The 18095-nt window shown below is 63.4% G+C and carries 11 protein-coding genes and 1 pseudogene; 8 read left to right on the plus strand and 4 right to left on the minus strand.

Annotated elements, in window-relative coordinates; translation table 11 throughout:
- Window positions 1-110: 110 nt before the first annotated feature.
- Both NTD82_RS15295 and NTD82_RS15300 read right to left on the minus strand, forming a co-directional pair.
- Window positions 111-1420 (minus strand): annotated as a pseudogene (locus NTD82_RS15295) (tyrosine-type recombinase/integrase).
- Window positions 1421-1574: 154 nt separating this feature from the next.
- Window positions 1575-2489, minus strand: coding sequence for a LysR family transcriptional regulator (locus NTD82_RS15300; RefSeq protein ID WP_095155092.1), 915 nt, complete (start codon window positions 2487-2489; stop codon window positions 1575-1577).
- A 220-nt stretch (window positions 2490-2709) separates the two neighbouring features.
- Here NTD82_RS15300 and NTD82_RS15305 point away from each other — a divergent pair, with 220 nt between their 5' ends.
- From NTD82_RS15305 to NTD82_RS15330, 6 genes are all read left to right on the plus strand, one after another.
- Window positions 2710-3732: a zinc-dependent alcohol dehydrogenase family protein gene (locus tag NTD82_RS15305; protein ID WP_095155091.1), complete on the plus strand. Its 1023-nt coding sequence runs from the start codon at window positions 2710-2712 to the stop codon at window positions 3730-3732.
- 548 nt (window positions 3733-4280) lie between these two features.
- Window positions 4281-5657, plus strand: a complete 1377-nt coding sequence (locus NTD82_RS15310) for a hypothetical protein (protein WP_262129312.1) — start codon at window positions 4281-4283, stop codon at window positions 5655-5657.
- 71 nt (window positions 5658-5728) lie between these two features.
- Complete coding sequence (locus NTD82_RS15315) at window positions 5729-7378, plus strand: VRR-NUC domain-containing protein (RefSeq protein WP_262129313.1); 1650 nt, start codon at window positions 5729-5731, stop codon at window positions 7376-7378.
- Window positions 7375-9636, plus strand: coding sequence for an ATP-dependent DNA helicase (locus NTD82_RS15320; RefSeq protein WP_262129401.1), 2262 nt, complete (start codon window positions 7375-7377; stop codon window positions 9634-9636). The genes NTD82_RS15315 and NTD82_RS15320 overlap by 4 nt, the downstream gene beginning before the upstream one ends.
- Window positions 9637-9730: 94 nt before the next feature.
- Window positions 9731-11371 (plus strand): phosphoglucomutase (alpha-D-glucose-1,6-bisphosphate-dependent), encoded by a 1641-nt coding sequence (pgm, locus tag NTD82_RS15325; protein ID WP_095155088.1) that lies wholly within the window; start codon window positions 9731-9733, stop codon window positions 11369-11371.
- Window positions 11372-11554: 183 nt separating this feature from the next.
- Entirely contained in the window at window positions 11555-14059 is a 2505-nt protein-coding gene (locus tag NTD82_RS15330) for a UvrD-helicase domain-containing protein (RefSeq protein ID WP_262129314.1), read from the plus strand.
- Here NTD82_RS15330 and nhaB read toward each other — a convergent pair.
- A complete protein-coding gene (gene nhaB / locus NTD82_RS15335; RefSeq protein ID WP_262129315.1) occupies window positions 14016-15518 on the minus strand; it encodes a sodium/proton antiporter NhaB in 1503 nt (500 codons plus the stop codon). The two genes, NTD82_RS15330 and nhaB, sit on opposite strands and share 44 nt — an antisense overlap.
- 152 nt (window positions 15519-15670) lie before the next feature.
- Here nhaB and NTD82_RS15340 point away from each other — a divergent pair, with 152 nt between their 5' ends.
- Together NTD82_RS15340 and nudC are read left to right on the plus strand one after the other, a co-directional pair.
- Window positions 15671-16483, plus strand: a complete 813-nt coding sequence (locus NTD82_RS15340) for a crotonase/enoyl-CoA hydratase family protein (RefSeq protein WP_095155085.1) — start codon at window positions 15671-15673, stop codon at window positions 16481-16483.
- Window positions 16484-16514: 31 nt separating this feature from the next.
- Window positions 16515-17345, plus strand: coding sequence for an NAD(+) diphosphatase (gene nudC / locus NTD82_RS15345; RefSeq protein WP_095155084.1), 831 nt, complete (start codon window positions 16515-16517; stop codon window positions 17343-17345).
- Here nudC and NTD82_RS15350 read toward each other — a convergent pair.
- Window positions 17313-18092 carry a TSUP family transporter gene (locus tag NTD82_RS15350; protein WP_262129316.1) on the minus strand — a complete coding sequence of 260 codons (780 nt, stop codon included), beginning with the start codon at window positions 18090-18092 and terminating at the stop codon, window positions 17313-17315. The two genes, nudC and NTD82_RS15350, sit on opposite strands and share 33 nt — an antisense overlap.
- Window positions 18093-18095 lie beyond the last annotated feature (3 nt).

Genomic DNA, 18095 nt, shown 5'->3' on the forward strand with positions numbered 1-18095 from the left:
GGCTGCTATAGGCACTTTGCGGACGTTGGCGGAGTGCCGCAAACGGCCAAGCCAAAAGCGAACGTGCCAGGCAGTTCTCCATGAAACGGTAGAGCAAAGGTTGTTGGTGCTTACTCTGATGTATCCAACGCAGCGTTCTTGCGCAATTGATCCAGGTAATCGACCCACTGTTGGGCTGCCTCCCGCCGCTGCGCCAGCAGTTGCGCGCGCATATACTGCGCCCAGCGCGCCTGGCATACGGTGAGACAACGACAACTCGAGCACAATCGGATCGATCCCCAAATGCTCGTGGGCGATGGTGCGGTAGGTGGCGCGAAAGCCGTGGGCGGTGATGTTGTATTCCGGCCACATTCGTTGAAATGACTTGAGTATGGAGGTCGGGTTGATCGGCCGCCCAGGGTAGATTGGCGAGACAAGAACCCAGCCGTTGCCGGCCTCATCCACCACGCGGCGTTTGTGCAGCTCGCGCAGCAGCTCGAGCGCCTGCTCCGGCAACGGCACGATGTGCTTGCTCTTGTCCAGATGACGGGTCTTGCTGACCACATAACGCCAGTCGGCGCTGATCAGATCAACATCTTCCCAGCGCATCTTGACCAACTCGCCCGGGCGAACCGGCAGCATCAGCAGCAGGCGCATTGCGGTGGGAATGCTGCTTGGGTCGAGCTCATCCAGACGCAGTAGAAACCGACCCAGGTCGGCCGGTCGCTCGATCGCCGGATTGCTGACTATCACATGGCGGATTTTGAGCTCCTCGGTGTTGCTCAGTGCCACGTTATGCTCCACCCAACCACGCCCTTCAGCGAAGCCAAGCACGGCGCGGATGATGGTGCGCACGCGCTTGGCCATGGCCATGATGCGGCGCTGGCGCAGTTCAGTGATGATGCCTGTGATGTGCTCGAGCTTGATCTCACCGACGGGGATGCGGCCGATCGTGGGCAGGATGTGGTTGTTCAGGGCGCCGCGAAAGCCGACGAGCGATTTGCTCACCAGATCAGGAGTTTTGAAGGCCAGCCACTGCGCCGCCACGTACTCGAAGGTGCGCTCTTCGTTGAGCAACTGTGCCTCGATTTTAGCGATTTTAGCCTTGAGCGGAGCGATTTGGTTGGCGACGTCCCGCCGCGCTGCACGGGCGATTACGCGCGCGTCCTTCAAACCGATATCGGGATAGCGGCCTATCTTACGCGCGCGTCCTTCAAACCGATATCGGGATAGCGGCCTATCGCGAAGACATTCTCTTTGCCGTGTAGGCGGTATTTCATCCGCCAGTACTTCGAGGCCGGCTTACCCGCTTTAAGGGAGGCCTTGACCTGCAGAAACAGTCCTGGCACTTCGCCGTCGGCATATTTCCCGATTCGGTTACCGTGCGGAGGAAGGCATCGCTGAGTTTTCGCCGGAACGCCGGTGCAGTATCGGGCGGCATAGTATGGGGGTACCGTTTTTTATAAGGTCGACTTGTACCCCCAACGATACCCCCAAGACCTCTGGACACTACTGGAATGTGACGGACGGTAGTGGACGAATTGTTTGGCTAACATACTGTTTTAATGGATTTTTTGGAATTCAGTGGAAGTCTGTTACAAGCTATCCGGGTCCCCGAAGAACATCTGAATCCTCGACCGCAACCACTTCTCCCCCGGATCATTGTCCTGCGCCCCGCGCCAGGCCATATGCAGTTCGAAGGTCCGCGCCTCCAGCGGCAGTTCTTCGGCGCGCAGGCCGCCGGCGGCGGTGAGGATGTCGGCGGTGTAGTCGGGGACGGTGGCGACGATGTCGGTGCCGGTAAGCAGGCTGCCCAGGCCATTGAACTGTGGCACCGCCAACACCACGTGGCGTTCGCGGCCAAGCTTTTGCAGTTCTTCATCGATGAAGCCGCTGAGGTCGCCGGCGAAGGACACCAGTGCATGGGGCCGTTTGCAGAAATCATCAAGGCTCAGCGAGCCGGGCACGCTGTCGGCCCGCAGCAGTTTCGGCTTGCTGCGTCGCAGCACCTTGCGTTTGGCGTTGGCCGGCAGGTCGGCGGTGTAGCTGACGCCGACGGAGATTTCGCCGGAGGCGAGCAGGGTCGGCATCAACAGGTAATTCACCCGGCGCACCACCAGCACGACGCCCGGCGCCTCGGCACGGACGCGCTTGAGCAGCAGTGGCAGCAGGGCGAATTCGGCGTCGTCCGACAGGCCGATGCGGAACACGTTGGTGCTGGTCGCCGGATCGAAGTCGGCAGCGCGGCTGACGGCGGTGGAGATGGAGTCCAGCGCCGGCGAGAGCAGGGCGAAGATCTCCGTTGCCCGCGCCGAAGGCTCCATGGCACGTCCGGTGCGGACGAACAGCGGGTCATCGAACAGGGTACGCAGCCGCGACAGCGCGGCGCTGATCGCCGGCTGGCCGAGGAAGAGTTTTTCCGCAGCCCGGGTGACGCTGCGTTCGTGCATCAGGGTCTCGAAGACGATCAGCAGATTGAGATCGACGCGGCGCAGGTCGTTACGGTTCATCGGCTTCGCTTCGCTGGCGGTTCGGGGCAAGGGGTGAATCTTACGAGCAAAGGCTGTTACCCTGCACCGTAAATTGTGGCTGTGTGCCAGTGTACGGCAAGCAGCCCGGCATGAGCCCAATCGATGACAAGCATGTCGACTATTAATGACCACTGATGGTCTAACCGTGAAAGCCCCGATAGAGTTCAGGGCATTAGAGGTTCACTAGGCGAGGTTTGCGATGTCCCGCATGATCCGTTTCCACAAGTTCGGTCCGGCCGAGGTGCTCAAGATCGAAGAGCAACCAACACCCGCACCGGCTGCCGGGGAAGTGCAGATTCGTGTCCAGGCGATCGGCGTCAGTTGGTATGACGTGCTCTGGCGGCAGAATCTGGCGCCGTCCCAGGCGCGTCTGCCGGTCGGCATCGGCCATGAGATGGCGGGCGTGGTGACGGCGGTGGGCGAAGGTGTCGATGACCTGGCGGTGGGCGACAAGGTCGCCAGCTTCCCGGCCAGCAGCCCCAACGATCACCCGGTCTACGGCGAAATCATCGTTCTGCCGCGGCTGGCGCTGACCCGCTACCCCGATATCCTGACCCCCATCGAAGCCAGCGTGCACTACACGCCGCTGCTGATGGCCTATTTCGCCTACGTCGATCTGGCCCGTGCCAAGGCCGGGCAGACTGCGCTGGTCACTGATGCCAGCCACTGCGCCGGCCCTTCGTTCGTGCAACTGGGCAAGGCCCTGGGTCTGAAGGTGATTGCTGCCACCCGCGACGCCGAACAGCGCGAGCCGCTGCTCAAGCTGGGCGCCGACAAGGTGATCGTCACCGAGGAGCAGGATCTGCTCATGCAGATCAACAAGTACACCGACAACCGTGGGGTCGACATGGTCCTGGACGGGCTCGGCGGGCCGCAGATGTCGCTGCTCGGAGATGTCCTCGCACCGCGCGGCAGCCTGGTTCTGTACGGCCTGCAGGGTGGCAACCAGACGCCATTCCCGGCCTGCGCGGCGTTCCAGAAGAACATCCAGTTCTTTGTCCACTGCATCAGCAACTTCACCGGCAAGCCGGAGTTGGGCATCACCCAGGACCAGGTCGCCCTGCACCGGGCGCTGCGGGATATCAACCAGTTCACCGCTGACCGCCAGTTGCTGCCGCAAATCATCCAGGTCTACCCGTTCGAGCGTGTCGTCGACGCTCACCGGCATATGGACGAGTGCCCGTGTGGTGGTCGTGTAGTACTGGAACTGCCCGACGCCTGACAGTATTTTCAGCTCCCTCCTGCAAAGCCCGAGAATATGCTCGGGCTTTTTTGTGAAAATTACCTCCTAAAATTTCAGAAATTTCCTATTAGTCTTATGCGGACTAAGGACTTTGCTTCGGCTATGTTGTTGCTGTGGGAATAAAGGTATTCCAGTGTCCGTAGAATTACGCTGCGCTGTGCAAAAGTATCAGTTGCATCAGGCCGCAGAGGACTTCCCGCACGTAATCAAACCCGCCTTGCCGTTGTCGTCTCAAGGAGCGAGATATGTACGTTGAATTATTGATTGCCTTGAATTCCAGCCGGAGCAGGCGCGTTCCGGGTGTCGGGGCTTCCGGCGAAGCCTGTCGGGAGTGCGTGTTTAAGTGTGTTGGTTGGGATGTAAGAAACTTCCTGCAAGCTGGAATTAGATTCCTACATTGAAAGTAAAAATTGAATCCGAAGAGAAGGAGAGTTTCTTCTTTGGGCATCTTTTCGGGTGTGTTTCCAGTTTTCAATAGTTGCAATAAATATCAGGGAAATACTATGGGCGCGATTCATGACCAAGCCATGCAATATGTCTATCAGCAAGTCCTGCAGCGACTGCTCGAACGCCTGACCCAGGGCCAACGCGCGTCCTTGCAGTTGCTGATCCAGCGGCTAATGGTGATTGCCGGAGGTCTTGAATGCATCCATGGGTTGAAGGTCATGCTGGTGCACACCGGCAGTCAGGACAGCACCCACACGCTGGCCTTTCTCAGGGCTGCGCAACTGAGCCTGGCGGCACGCTCGCCCGGCACGTTCAACCTGCGGGTGGCCACGGCGCGGCATACCGATATGCCCGCCGTCGTGCTGAGCAACATCGAGCGGGCGTTCGCCGCGCTGGTGGTGCATGACGATCCGCGGGTCGAGCTGCTGATGGTCGATGATGGCCAGGTGCGTCCCTTCGATGCCCGTCAGGCAATTTCCCGGCCGCAGCAGCAGGCGGACCGCCACGCGGTGCTGATGGCGGGTCATCTGACGCCGGGCCACCCGCACCTGGCCCTGACCCACCGCCATTACCTCGACCTGGCCGACCTGCATCGCCTCGGCGCAGCCTGGAACGGCGGTGTCGACGTGCTGGTCAGCGGTGACCCCGGTCCACGGCGCAAGCGCTTTCTTGCCGGTGCCCTGCGGATGATGCGTGAGGTCGGGCTGCCGCGGGTGCGGCCGGTCGAGGCCTTTCCTCGCGCCTTGTTCGAGCTGGCCTGCGCTGTGCGCCAGGAATACCGGGCGCCTGCGTCTGTCGATGGTGTAGCGGAAAAGCCCGAAGCGCCCGAACCTCGCAGCCGCATGCCGCGCTTTATCGCCGTGGACGACCTGGTCCACGACCCGTCCTGTGGCTCCGGGCAGCTTCTGCTCGAATTGCTGCGCTATCGCCACGATGAATGGTCGTTCGCGTTTCCCGTCACGGAGCCCGGCAACCCGTTGTTGCGCGCGCATCTGCAGGGCCTGCGCAGCGAGTTCGTCGACGGGCGCTGCTATCAGGATGGGCTTGAAGACTGCTTGCGACGTGCGCAAGAGGGGATGCAGCGCGAGCAATTGCCGATGGCCCTGCGTGAACAGTTGCTCGGGCCCTGGCAGAAGGCCGATGACCTGTTGCAGGTAAGGCGTCTTGTCGGAGATTTTGCCTCGCAGGCGTTTGGTGCCAGCGAGGCGCAACTGATCTGCCTGCTGTTCTCGCCCTTCGTCAGCCAGGGCAGGGCGCTGGAGGGCTTTTTGCGGCGCTGTCACCCGGGGATGGTGGTGGCGTTGCCTTATCTGCACAAGGCCCTGCACGGGCAGCCGTCGTCGGAGTCGGTGGTGCAATGGCTGACCGGCACCAGTGGGCTGCCAATGGCCACGCTGCAGGCGCTGTATCGGCGCAAGGCGCTGATCGAGGCATGCGCGGACGCGCCCGACCATTGATCTTGTGCGGTTGCCAATAGCGCTGATCTGTATGTATAACCAGTGTCCGTTTTCCGTTGGTTGCACCGCTCGTGATCGCCCACTCCGTCAACGACCCGCTTTATTACCTGCACAATTTCCGCCAAGTGCTGGACTGGCTGCGTGCGCGCTACACCGATTTGCTGGATGCCGGCGAACACGCCTTCATCGAGCAATTCGAGCGCCTGCCGCAGGCCAGCCAGGCGTTGTTGGTGCGGATGGTGATGCGCAAAGGCGTGCTGTTCCGTGAGCGCCGGCTGGTCTACTCCGAGATAGGTGCGCCCCGCGAGGCGCTGGAACCCTTGCTGGCGCTGGGCTGGGTAGATGATGACGCGCCCTTGGGGCTGGATGCGCTGTTCGAGGTATTGCTCAAGGAGGAAATCAGTACCTGTTTTGCCGCCGTGCTGAGCCGACCCAAAGCTGCCAAGCACGAGCTGTTCGAGCAGTTGCACGAGCAGTTTCCCGAGCCGCGGCCGTTACGGCAGTGGTGGCCGGACTGCGAGGAGGCGATCTATGTGCTGCGCCAGCAGGCGCTCTGCGACCGCCTGCGGCTGATGTTCTTCGGCAACCTCTATCAGGATTGGTCTGAATTTGTCCTCGCCGACCTGGGTTTGCTGCGCTATGAGCAAGTGCGTTTCAGCACTGATTCCCGGGCCTTGCGCGAGCGGGCCGATATCGAGTTGTGCCTGACGTTGCATGCCTGTGCCGAGCAACTGGAAAGCGAACCGGATATCGACCTGTTGCTCGGACAGCTGGCCGCCCTGAGCACGGCCAACCCGTGGCTGGAGCGCCGCCGGGCACGCGTTCAATACCAGCTTGCCTACCACTGCGAGCGCCAGGGCGACTGGCCGCGGGCGTTGCTGATCTATCCGGACTGCGCCCACCCGCAGGCGCGGGAGCGGCATATCCGCGTGCTCGAGCGCAGCGGCGATTACCCCGCAGCCCTCGAATTGGCGCTGCTGGCCGCGGAGCAGCCGGGCAACGCCGCCGAAGCTCAGGCGCTGAGCCGGATTTTGCCGCGGCTCAAGCGCAAGCTCGGCGGTCCGCCGCAGTCACGGCGCAAGCCGCACGTAATCAGTCGCCTGGACCTGTGTCTCTCGCAGGAGCTGGCGGCACTGGGCGTGGAGCGGGCCGTCCAGGTTCACCTGGAACAGGCCGAGGCGGCGCCGGTTCACTATGTCGAGAACACCCTGTTCAACAGCCTGTTCGGCCTGCTGTGCTGGAGCGCGATCTTCGCGCCGCTGCCCGGTGCGTTCTTCCACCCGTTCCAGAGCGGCCCGCAAGACCTGCTGGATGCCGGCTTCCAGGCTCGCCGCGCGGAGCTGTTCGCCGATTGCCTCGGGCAACTGGAGGATGGCCGCTACCGCCAGACCATTCTCGCCAACTACGCCGCCAAGCACGGCCTGCAATCACCGTTCGTGTACTGGGAGCTGCTGACCCTGGGATTGTTGGAACAGGCACTGGAATGCCTGCCGCCCGCGCACCTCAAGCAGTGCTTCCTGCGTTTGCTGGAGGATATCCAGGCCAATCGCGCCGGCATGCCCGACCTGATCCAGTTCTGGCCCGAAGAGAAACGCTACCGGATGATCGAGGTAAAAGGCCCCGGCGACCGCCTGCAGGACAACCAGCTGCGCTGGATCGAATTCTGCTCCACCCACGGGCTGCCGGTGGATGTCTGCCACGTCGAATGGGCGAGCCCGTGAGCTATCGGGTGGCGGTGCGCACCTTGTGCGAGTTCACCGCCAAGGTCGGCGACCTGGACCTGCGGTTTACCCCGTCACCCACTGCGCAGGAAGGGGTGGCCGGGCATCGCCGGGTGGTGGGGCGGCGCGGCAGCGACTACGAGGCCGAGGTTGCGCTGGACGGGGTATTCGGCAGCCTTGAAGTCCGTGGCCGTGCCGACGGCTATGCGCCGGGCCGCAATTGCCTGGAAGAGATCAAGACCCATCGCGGTGACCTGAACACCCAGCCGGACAACCACCGGCAATTGCACTGGGCACAGGCGCGGGTCTATGGCTGGCTGATGTGCCAGCAGCGCAACCTGGCAACGATCAACCTGGCGCTGGTCTACCTGGATGTCGACAGCGACCAGGAAACCCGTTTCGAATGCACCGCCAGCGCCGCCGAGCTCGAAGCCTATTTCCACCAGCTATGCGGACGCTTCGTACAGTGGGCCGAGCAACAAAGCCGGCGCCTGACGCTGCGCGATGCCGGGCTGCAGACGTTGGGCTTTCCCTGGCCGGCGTTTCGCAAGGGGCAACGGGAGCTGGCCGAGACCGTGTACAAGGCGGTCAGCACCGGTCGCTGCCTGATGGCCCAGGCCACCACGGGCATCGGCAAAACCCTCGGCACGCTGTTTCCGTTGCTCAAGGCCATGCCCCGCCAGCCGCTGGACAAGATCCTCTTTCTCACCGCCAAGACCCCGGGCCGCGGGCTGGCCCTGGATGCGCTGCGTCAGGTAATGGCGGCCGATCCCGAGCTGGCCCTGCGTAGCCTGGAGCTGGTCGCTCGCGACAAAGCCTGTGAATACCCCGGCACCGCCTGCCACGGCGACGCCTGCCCGTTGGCCAAAGGCTTTTATGACCGCCTGCCAGCCGCCCGCGAGGCAGCGATGCGCCTGCCGCTGCTGGACAAAACCCAGGTCCGCGAACTGGCCCTGGCTCATCAGGTCTGTCCGTACTACCTCGCCCAGGAACTGGCACGCTGGGTCGATGTGCTGGTGGCGGACTACAACTACTACTTCGACCAGAGTGCGTTGCTGTTCGGCCTTGCGCAGACCGATCAATGGCGTCTGGCGCTGGCGGTGGACGAGGCGCACAACCTGGTGGAGCGGGCGCGGCAGATGTACAGCGCCAGCCTTGACCAGGGCCAGTTACAGGCCTTGCGCCGCGAACCGCCGGCGGGCATGGCCAGCGCCTTGCAGAGCCTCAACCGCGAATGGAACCGCCTGCACAAGGAACAGGTGGCGCCGTATCAGGCGGGCAACGAGCTGCCGACGGCGTTTCTCAAGGCGTTGCTGCGCTGCGTCGGTCTGGTCCAGGAATTGATGAATCGCACGCCCCAGGCGGTGGACCCGGCGCTGTTGCAGTTTTTCTTCCAGGCTTTGCAGTTCCTGCGTTTGAGCGAGGTGTTCGACGAGCACTTCCTGTTCGACATCAGCAAGCGCAACGGGGCAGGGCGCCGCAGCCTTTCGACCCTGTGCCTGCGCAATGTGGTGCCGGCACCGCTGCTGGCCCCGCGTTTCGCCGCCGCGCGCAGCGCCGTGCTGTTTTCCGCCACGCTCAGCCCACGGCATTTCTACGCCGACCTGCTGGGCATACCTGCCGACACGGCCTGGCTGGAGGTCGAATCGCCTTTCGTGGCCGAGCAGTTGCAGGTGCGTATCGTCAGCGAGGTGTCCACCCGCTACCAGCACCGCCAGGCTTCCCTGGCGCCCATCGTTGAACTGATTGCCCGCCAGTTTCGCGATCAGCCGGGTAATTACCTGGCGTTCTTCAGCAGCTTCGAATACCTCCAGCAGGTGTCGGCGCTGCTGGCCGAGCGTTATCCGGGCATCGAGCAGTGGTCGCAATCCTCGGGCATGGATGAAGAGCAGCGTCAGGGCTTTCTCGATCGCTTTGTCGAAAACGGCCACGGCATTGGTTTTGCGGTGCTCGGCGGGGCGTTCGCCGAGGGCGTGGACCTGCCGGGAACGCGCTTGATCGGCGCCTTCATCGCCACCCTCGGGCTGCCCCAGGTCAATCCGGTGAACGAGCAACTCAAACAGCGCATGGCGGCATTGTTCAGTTCAGGCTTCGACTACACCTATCTCTACCCAGGTGTGCGCAAGGTGATCCAGGCGGCCGGGCGGGTGATCCGTGGCACCGAGGATCGTGGCACCGTCATGCTGATCGACGACCGTTTCGCTGAAGCCCGCGTGCAACGGATGTTTCCGGCCTGGTGGGCGCCTCAGGATAAATAGTCAGGTGGCGTGGATCTTCATCGTCGCCTTGTAGTCGAAGTGCCAGTAAACTGCGTGATTTCATCACCCCGAAACTCTTTTCTTGAGGTTTTGCATGAAGCTCAGTCCTCTGGCTGGCAAGTTGGCTCCCGCTTCCGTACTGGTCGATATCCCGCGTCTGTTGACCGCTTACTACACTGGCCAGCCCGATGTGGGCGTGGCCACCCAGCGGGTCGCCTTCGGCACCTCCGGCCATCGCGGCAGTTCCTTCGACCTGAGTTTCAACGAGAACCATGTGCTGGCTATCAGCCAGGCCATCTGCCTGTACCGCCAGGCCCAGGGCATTGATGGCCCGCTGTTCATCGGCGCCGACACCCACGCGCTGTCGACCCCGGCCCTGGCCAGTGCTCTGGAAGTGCTGGCGGCCAATGGCGTCGAAGTGATGCTGTCGAAGGACGACGAGTACACCCCGACCCCGGCCGTGTCCCACGCGATCATCTGCTACAACCGCGGCCGCACCGCCGGCCTTGCCGACGGCATCGTCATCACACCGTCGCACAACCCGCCGCAGAGTGGCGGCTTCAAGTACAACCCGCCCAATGGCGGCCCGGCCGACAGCCATGTGACCAAGTGGGTCGAGGCCAAGGCCAACGAACTGCTGGCCGACGGCCTCAAGGGCGTCAAGCGCCTGCCTTACGAGCAGGCACTGAAGGCGGCCACCACCCATCGCCATGACTATGTCGGCAGCTACGTCGCCGATCTGGTCAACGTCATCGATTTCGATGCCATTCGCGGTGCCAACCTGCGCCTGGGCGTCGATCCGCTGGGCGGCGCGGGCGTGCGCTACTGGTCGGCAATCGCCGATCACTACAAGCTCAACCTGGAAGTGGTCAACGCCGAGGTCGATCCGACCTTCCGCTTCATGTCGGTGGACTGGGACGGCCAGATCCGCATGGACCCGTCCTCGCCGTACGCCATGCAAGGCCTGATTGGCCTGCGTGACCGTTTCGACGTGGCCTTCGCCTGCGACCCGGACCACGACCGCCACGGCATCGTCACTCCGACCGGTGGCCTGCTGGCGCCGAACAACTACCTGGCCGTGGCCATCGACTACCTGTTCCAGAACCGTCCGCAGTGGCGTGCCGATGCCGCGGTCGGCAAGACCGTGGTCAGCAGCGGCCTGATCGACCGGGTCACCGCGCGTCTGGGCCGTCGCCTGTACGAAGTGCCGGTGGGCTTCAAGTTCTTCGCCGACGGCCTGTTCGACGGCTCGCTGGGCTTCGGTGGCGAGGAGAGCGCGGGTGCGTCGTTCCTGCGCAAGGACGGCAGCGTCTGGACCACCGACAAGGACGGCCTGATCCCGGCACTGTTGGCGGCTGAAATTACCGCTCGTACCGGCCGTGACCCGAGCCAGGCCTATGCCGAACTGACCGCCGAACTGGGCGAGCCGTTCGCCACCCGCGTCGAGGCCAAGGCCAATCCGCAACAGAAGGCCCTGCTGGGCAAGCTGGCGCCGGAGCAGGTCAAGTCCACCGAACTGGCGGGCGAGCCGATCCAGCAGATCCTCAGCCATGCGCCGGGCAACGACCAGGCCATCGGCGGCCTGAAAGTGATGACCGCCAACGGCTGGTTCGCCGCGCGGCCGTCGGGCACCGAGGACATCTACAAGATCTACGCCGAAAGCTTTATCGACGATGCGCACCTGCAGCGTCTGGTGAGCGAGGCGCAGGAGCTGGTGGACAAAGCGATTTCCTGACCCCGATCGCCGGCAAGCCGGCTTCCACCTTGTGGGAGCCGGCTTGCCGGGCGCCTTGCCGCAGCGATGACCTTTCTCAAATCCCCCTGCTAATTCCCTGATTTTCCAGACAATCAGTTCTGTCCCATTGCGCCCGAATGGGGTAAAACTTCCGGCTTATGTGATTTTCCAGCCGGAGCCGGTGTGTCAGACAAGCTTCCCCCGCAACCCCTCGAATTGACCCCTCCCGCCCAGTTGCCGTGGATTCGGCGCCTCACCGCGCGCCTGCTTGGCCGTGGCCTCAACCGCCTGCGGGCGCAACACCGTGATTCGTGGTTCCAGGGCCATGCCAGTGGTCAGCGCACTGGCCACGCTGATGGCCTGCGCGAGGGTTACGACCAGGGGCGTGTCGATGGCTACGAAGCCGGGCGTCAGGTGCTGGTGATCCGCGACACCCGCCCCGACGGCCATGGCATTCCCGGCCTTGACGACAGCCTGTTCGACGACTGGCGCCTGCCGCTCACCGCCGAGCTGAAGAAGCGCTTCAAGGCCGATGTCGCCCGGCACCTGCCGGAGCACGCCCAACCCAGCGCCGCGCAGTGGAAGATGATCTTCAGCGACACGCCTTCCACTTGTGTCATCGCCGGCGCGGGAGCGGGCAAGTCCACTTCACTGGTGCTGCGCATCCTGCTGCTGCGCCATTACCTGGGCTACGAGCTGGACGCCATGACCGTGGTGACGTTCACCCGCGAGTCGCGCAAGGACTTCATTGCCCGTCTGCTGCAGGTGTTCAGCCTCTGGCAGGTGGCGTTGAACCCGGCGCAGGCGCGGGAGCTGGTGCGCACCTTCCACTCGCGGATCCTGCCGCTGGTGCGCAGCCTGCCGGGATTCAGCCAGGTGCGCGCTTTCGAGACCCTCGGCAACGAGCTGCCCGCCGGCGCCGAAGCTGATGCCGAGAGCAACCCCTTCGACCTGCGCATCAACGACGCCCAGCGTCAGCAACTCAACCTGTGCTACCGCGACCTGCTGCGGGCCAATCCGCGTTTTGCCGCATTGATCGGCGGGCTGCGCCGCGAGGCGGTGCAACTGAAGTCGCTGGAAAAAGACCATCCCGACGTGCAGAAACGCATGGCGGTGACCCAGCTCTCGGCCAGTCGCGATGAAGAACTGTGCGACACCATCGAAGACCTGTGGTTTGGCGCCGGTGCCTGGCCCATCAAGGGCATCGAGCCGAGCCGTGAGACGGTCGAAATCAACGGTAGCCGTTTCCACTTCCATGGTCATATCGCCGAGCTGGATGCCTGGGTGGTGCTGGGCTTCGATCCCGGGGAAAACCAGCAGTACAAACGCCCGAGCGCCAAGCTGCCGGTGTGGGCGGAGTGGGTGATCAAGCGCACCCTGTTTCAAGCTTTCTGCGATAAGCCTGTGATTTGGTTGGAAAACTATGCTGCCGCAAAGCGCCTGACGGCGTCCCTGGCGGGCGATGCGGTGGCCGGGCCGGGCTTCGACTACAAGGTCAAGGGCGAGCTGGCTGCAGTGCCGCTGCTGGATGCTTTCGTCACGGCGGCGGGCTTTATCGAAAACCTGGGGCTGGATGTCGCGGTCGCGGTGAGTGGCATGAGCTTCCCGCAGGGCGATAGCGATGCGCAGTTCTTCGAGGCCCTGAGCCTGTACTGGAAGGCGCTGGAGGACCATCTGCTGGGGCAGTCGCCGCCGGTGATGAGCTACAACCGCATGTTCGCCCTGTTCGGCGAGAACAACCCCGAGAACCTGCGGCTGCTGCCCGACCCGCTGCTGCGGCCGCTGGCGCACCTGATGGTCGACGAGTTCCAGGATGTCTCGCCGCAGATTGTTTCCTGGCTGCGGGCCAGCCTGCGGGAGATCCGTCGTCGTGGCCCGGCCATGCAGGTCGGGCGCAAAGCGCAGCATTCCTCGCTGCTCTGCGTGGGCGATGACTGGCAGTCGATCTATGGCTGGCGCGGCAGCTCGCCGAAGTACTTCATGGAGTTCGCCAAGACCTTCGTCGCGCCTACCAGCACCCGGGTGATGCTCACCGACAACTACCGTAGCCACCAGCACATCATTGATGCCGCCGAGCATATCGTGAAATCCGCGCCGTCGATCACTGGCAAAAAGGCCAAGGCGGTGGGGGCGGCCGCTGAAGAGCGCTGGCCGGTGCACGTTCAGGAACGGGACGAGGCGGCACTGGCGCAGCAGGTGATGGAGCACTACCGGCGCGGCGATTCGATCATGATCCTGTTTCGAAAAGGTTCTGATAAGACATTGATTTCAGAGCATATTCAGTCTGTAGTTAATGTTGATTCTAGCTTGCCGCCCGGGCAACGTCGGCTGCGCCAACTGACCTATCACAGTGCCAAGGGGCTGCAGGCGGACGCGGTGTTCATGCTCGGGGATTGCCAGTATGTGACCCGTTCGCCGTACAAGAATCAGGTCTACCGACTGGCGGGACTGGGCCGCTCGGGTGATCTGGAAGCCTTCGATACGGCGCAGAAGGAAGAGATCCTGCGGCTGGCCTATGTCGCGATTACCCGGGCGGTGCGCCACTGCTACTGGCACGTGGAAGTGCCTAACGGAGAGCAGGCGAACCTGCCCCGGGCTTCGGTGCAGGTGGATGGGAAGAAGGCGTTCTTCGAGGATTTGCGCGTTACAACCAGTAGGTCACAGCCCACCAGCCCAAGCCGCCCATGACAACGGTATACGGCAACGCCATCCACACCATCCGCCCGTAAGATAGCCGGATCAGCGGCGCAATGGCCGAGGTCAGCAGGAACAGGAACGCCGCCTGGCCGTTCGGCGTGGCCACGCTGGGCAGGTTGGTGCCGGTGTTGATCGCCACGGCCAGGGTTTCGAAATGCTCGCGACTCATGGCGCCGTCGAGGAACGCCTGCTTGACCTCGGTGATGTAGATGGTGGCGACGAACACGTTATCGCTGATGGCCGAGAGCAGGCCGTTGGCGATGAACAGCATGCCCGGCTGCTGCTCCGCCGGCAGCGCCAGCACCGCCTGGATCAGCGGGGTGAACAGCGCCTGCTGATGAATCACCGCGACCACGGCGAAGAACACCACCAGCAGCGCGGTGAACGGCATGGCGTCCTGGAAGGCCCGGCCCAGGCGGTGCTCATCGGTGATGCCGGTGAACGAGGTGATCAGCACGATCACCAGCAGGCCGATCAGGCCCACTTCGGCAATGTGCAGCCCCAGGCAGACGATCAGGATCAGCGCGGCAATCCCCTGCACCAGCAGCGCGGCGCGTTGCTGGGCGGTGCGCTGGGCATCGTCTTCGGCGGCGTAGGCGGCGAGTACCTGGCGCACGCGGTCCGGCAGCAGGGTGCCGTAGCCGAACCAGCGCAGCTTCTCCAGCAGCACACAGGTCACCAGGCCCGCCACCAGCACTGGCAGCGATACCGGCGCGACCTTGAAGAAGAAGTCCTGGAAGTGCCAGCCCATCTCATGCCCGATCAGCAGGTTCTGCGGCTCGCCCACCAGTGTGCACACGCCACCCAGCGCGGTGCCCACGGCGCCGTGCATCAGCAGGCTGCGCAGGAACGCGCGGAATTGCTGCAGGTCTTCCCGGGCCAGTTCGGGAATCTGCTGGTCGCTGTCGATCTGTGCATCGCCCCGCGGATTGCTGCCGGAGGTGACGCGGTGGTAGACGGCGTAGAAACCGACCGCGGCGCTGATGATCACGGCGGTTACGGTCAGCGCGTCGAGGAAGGCGGACAGGAAAGCAGAAAGGAAGCAGAAAGTCAGTGAAAGCAATGACTTGGACTTTATTCCTAACAAAATACGCGAGAAGGCGAACAGCAACAGATCCTTCATGAAGTAGATGCCGGCCACCATGAACATCAGCAGCAAGATCACCGGGAAGTTGTGCTGCAACTCCTCGTACAACGCCTGTGGCGTGGTCATCCCCAGCAGCAGGGCCTCCACCAGCAGCAGGCCGCCGGGCATCAGCGGGTAGCATTTGAGCGCCATGCCCAGGGTGAAGATGAACTGCACCACCAGCACCCAGCCGGTGACTACCGGACCGAGGGTGAACAGCAGCAGCGGATTGAGCAGCAGGAACAGGCACAAGGTGGCCTTGTACCAGCGCGGCGATTGGCCGAGGAAATTGTGGGCCAGGGCGCCGGCCAGGGAGCGGGGCATGAAGATGTTTCCTAATGATTCAAAGACCTGCGCACGGTGCCGCAAGCACTGTTTAAGATCAAGGCGCGCAGTCCCGGTTTTGGCACAAGTGCGGCGTGGCGGTTGCGATATAGTCCGAGCTTTCCTACATCTGCTGCTCAAGGAGCGTCGCCGTGACCGACTACACCGCGTTCAAGGTCGAGCTGTCGAACAACATCGCCCACGTCCAGATCAACCGCCCGGAAAAGATCAACGCCATGAACGCCGCGTTCTGGAGCGAGATCGTCGAAATCTTCCAGTGGATCGACGAGACCGATGCCGTACGGGTGGTGGTCATCAGCGGCGCCGGCAAGCACTTTTCCTCGGGCATCGACCTGATGCTGCTGGCCTCGGTGGCCAACGAACTGGGCAAGGACGTTGGCCGCAACGCCCGCCTGCTGCGGCGCAAGATCCTGCAAATGCAGGCGTCCTTCAATGCCGTCGACAACTGCCGCAAGCCGGTACTGGCGGCGATCCAGGGCTATTGCATTGGCGGCGCGATCGATCTGATCGCCGCTTGCGACATGCGCTACGCCGCCAGCGATGCCCAGTTCTCGATCAAAGAGATCGACATGGGCATGGCCGCTGACGTCGGCACCCTGCAACGTTTGCCGCGGATCATCAGCGATGGCCTGGTGCGCGAACTGGCGTACACCGGGCGCACCATCGACGCCGAAGAGGCGCGGCGCATCGGCCTGGTCAACCGGACGTTCGACGATCACGGCAGCCTGCTTGACGGAGTCTTTGCCATTGCCACGGAAATTGCGGGAAAATCCCCGATTGCCGTGGCCGGCACCAAGGAGATGCTCAGCTATATGCGCGATCACCGGATCGACGACGGGCTCGAGTACATCGCCACCTGGAACGCCGCCATGCTGCAATCCACCGACCTGCGGGTGGCCGTGGCCGCCCACATGAGCAAACAGAAGCCGGAGTTCGCCGACTGAGCAGGGCGGCGACCCGCTAAGGAAAGGGAACATGTCAGCGCGTTGGACCACAGCGGTACTGGATACGACTCTCAATGGCGGCCTGGCGGTCGTGCGCAGCGCCGAAGGATTCATGCTGGACGCCAACGGCGCGCTGTTCCCCCGCGACTGGCTCAAGCGCCAGGAGCTGGATATCCGCTTCGAACACGGTATTGGCCACTACGATGGCCAGCCGGTCTACCTGATCGAGTTGCACGGCGCCCAGGCGTTGTCGGGGTGCCGCTGGCAAGGGTTGCGTCAGTTCATGCTGGACGGCGACTTCGATACCTACAAGATCCTCGGCTATGCCGCGCAGATTTCCACCTGGGCCCGCGAGCACCGCTTCTGCGGCAGTTGCGGCCAGGCCATGACCCAGGTGCCGCTGGAGCGGGCGATGTACTGCCAGCCCTGTGATCTGCGCAGCTACCCGCGGATTTCCCCGAGCATGATCGTGCTTGTCACCCGTGGCGACGAAATCCTCCTGGCGCGTTCGCCGCGCTTTGTCACCGGCGTCTACAGCACCCTGGCCGGCTTTGCCGAGCCGGGCGAGTCGGCGGAGGATTGTCTGGTGCGCGAGGTGCGCGAGGAAGTGGCGATCGAGGTGCAGAACATCCAGTACGTCGGCAGCCAGTGCTGGCCGTTCCCGCACTCGATGATGCTGGGCTTCCATGCCGAGTACGCGGGTGGCGAGATTGTCATGCAGCCGGACGAGATCGAGGACGCCCAGTGGTTCCGCATCGATGCGCTACCGCCACTGCCGGCCGGGCGTTCCATCGCCCGCTACCTGATCGACCTCTATGTGGCGCGGCGCTTAGGCCTGGCCGAACCAGTGCTGCCACGCTAGGCGCACGGTCAGCGCCAGCACCACGGTGATGAACACTGGGCGAATGAACTTCGAACCGCCGCTGATGGCGGTTCGGGCACCGAAGAAGGCGCCGACCATCAACGCCGAGCCCATCGACAGCCCCACCAGCCAATCCACCTGACCCGAGAAGATGAACACCGACAGCGCCGCCGCGTTGCTGACGAAGTTCATGCTGCGCGCTACGCCGCTGGCCTTGACCAGGTCGATGGGGTAGATCAGCAGCGTGCTGACGGTCCAGAAGGCGCCGGTGCCGGGGCCCGCGACGCCGTCATAGAAACCGAGGGTGAAGCCCTGCGGGAACTGCCATTTCTTCTTGATGGGCGCATCGGCGTCCAGCGGCGCCTTTGGCGTGCCGCCGAACAGCAGATAAACGCCGCAGGCGAAGACCACCACCGGCAACATCTTGTTCAGCCATTCTGCCGGCAGGTAGTGGGCGATGACCGCGCCGATCAGCGCACCTACCAGGGTGCCCACCAGGGCGTGCTTCCACTGCCCCGGATGGAACAGCTTGCGCCGGTAGTAGGTGAAGCCGGCGGTGGCCGAACCGAACGTGGAACTGAGCTTGTTGGTGCCCAGCACCAGGTGCGGCGGCATCCCGGCGGTGAGCAGGGCGGGCGTGGTCAGCAGGCCGCCACCGCCGGCGATGGCATCGATGAAACCGGCAACGAAGGCTACGGCGGCGAGAATGGCGAGGGTGGTGAGGTCAACGCTGAGTTCGAAAGGCATGGG

The sequence above is a fragment of the Pseudomonas sp. 5P_5.1_Bac1 genome, assembly GCF_025466015.1.
Classification (GTDB): Bacteria; Pseudomonadota; Gammaproteobacteria; order Pseudomonadales; family Pseudomonadaceae; genus Aquipseudomonas.

Coding starts and splice junctions, on each gene's coding strand:
- nhaB (WP_262129315.1), bottom strand. CDS start 15,518: ATGCCCCGCTCCCTGGCCGGCGCCCTGGCCCACAATTTCCTCGGCCAA.
- nudC (WP_095155084.1), top strand. CDS start 16,515: ATGTCAGCGCGTTGGACCACAGCGGTACTGGATACGACTCTCAATGGC.
- pgm (WP_095155088.1), top strand. CDS start 9,731: ATGAAGCTCAGTCCTCTGGCTGGCAAGTTGGCTCCCGCTTCCGTACTG.
- NTD82_RS15300 (WP_095155092.1), bottom strand. CDS start 2,489: ATGAACCGTAACGACCTGCGCCGCGTCGATCTCAATCTGCTGATCGTC.
- NTD82_RS15305 (WP_095155091.1), top strand. CDS start 2,710: ATGTCCCGCATGATCCGTTTCCACAAGTTCGGTCCGGCCGAGGTGCTC.
- NTD82_RS15310 (WP_262129312.1), top strand. CDS start 4,281: ATGCAATATGTCTATCAGCAAGTCCTGCAGCGACTGCTCGAACGCCTG.
- NTD82_RS15350 (WP_262129316.1), bottom strand. CDS start 18,092: ATGCCTTTCGAACTCAGCGTTGACCTCACCACCCTCGCCATTCTCGCC.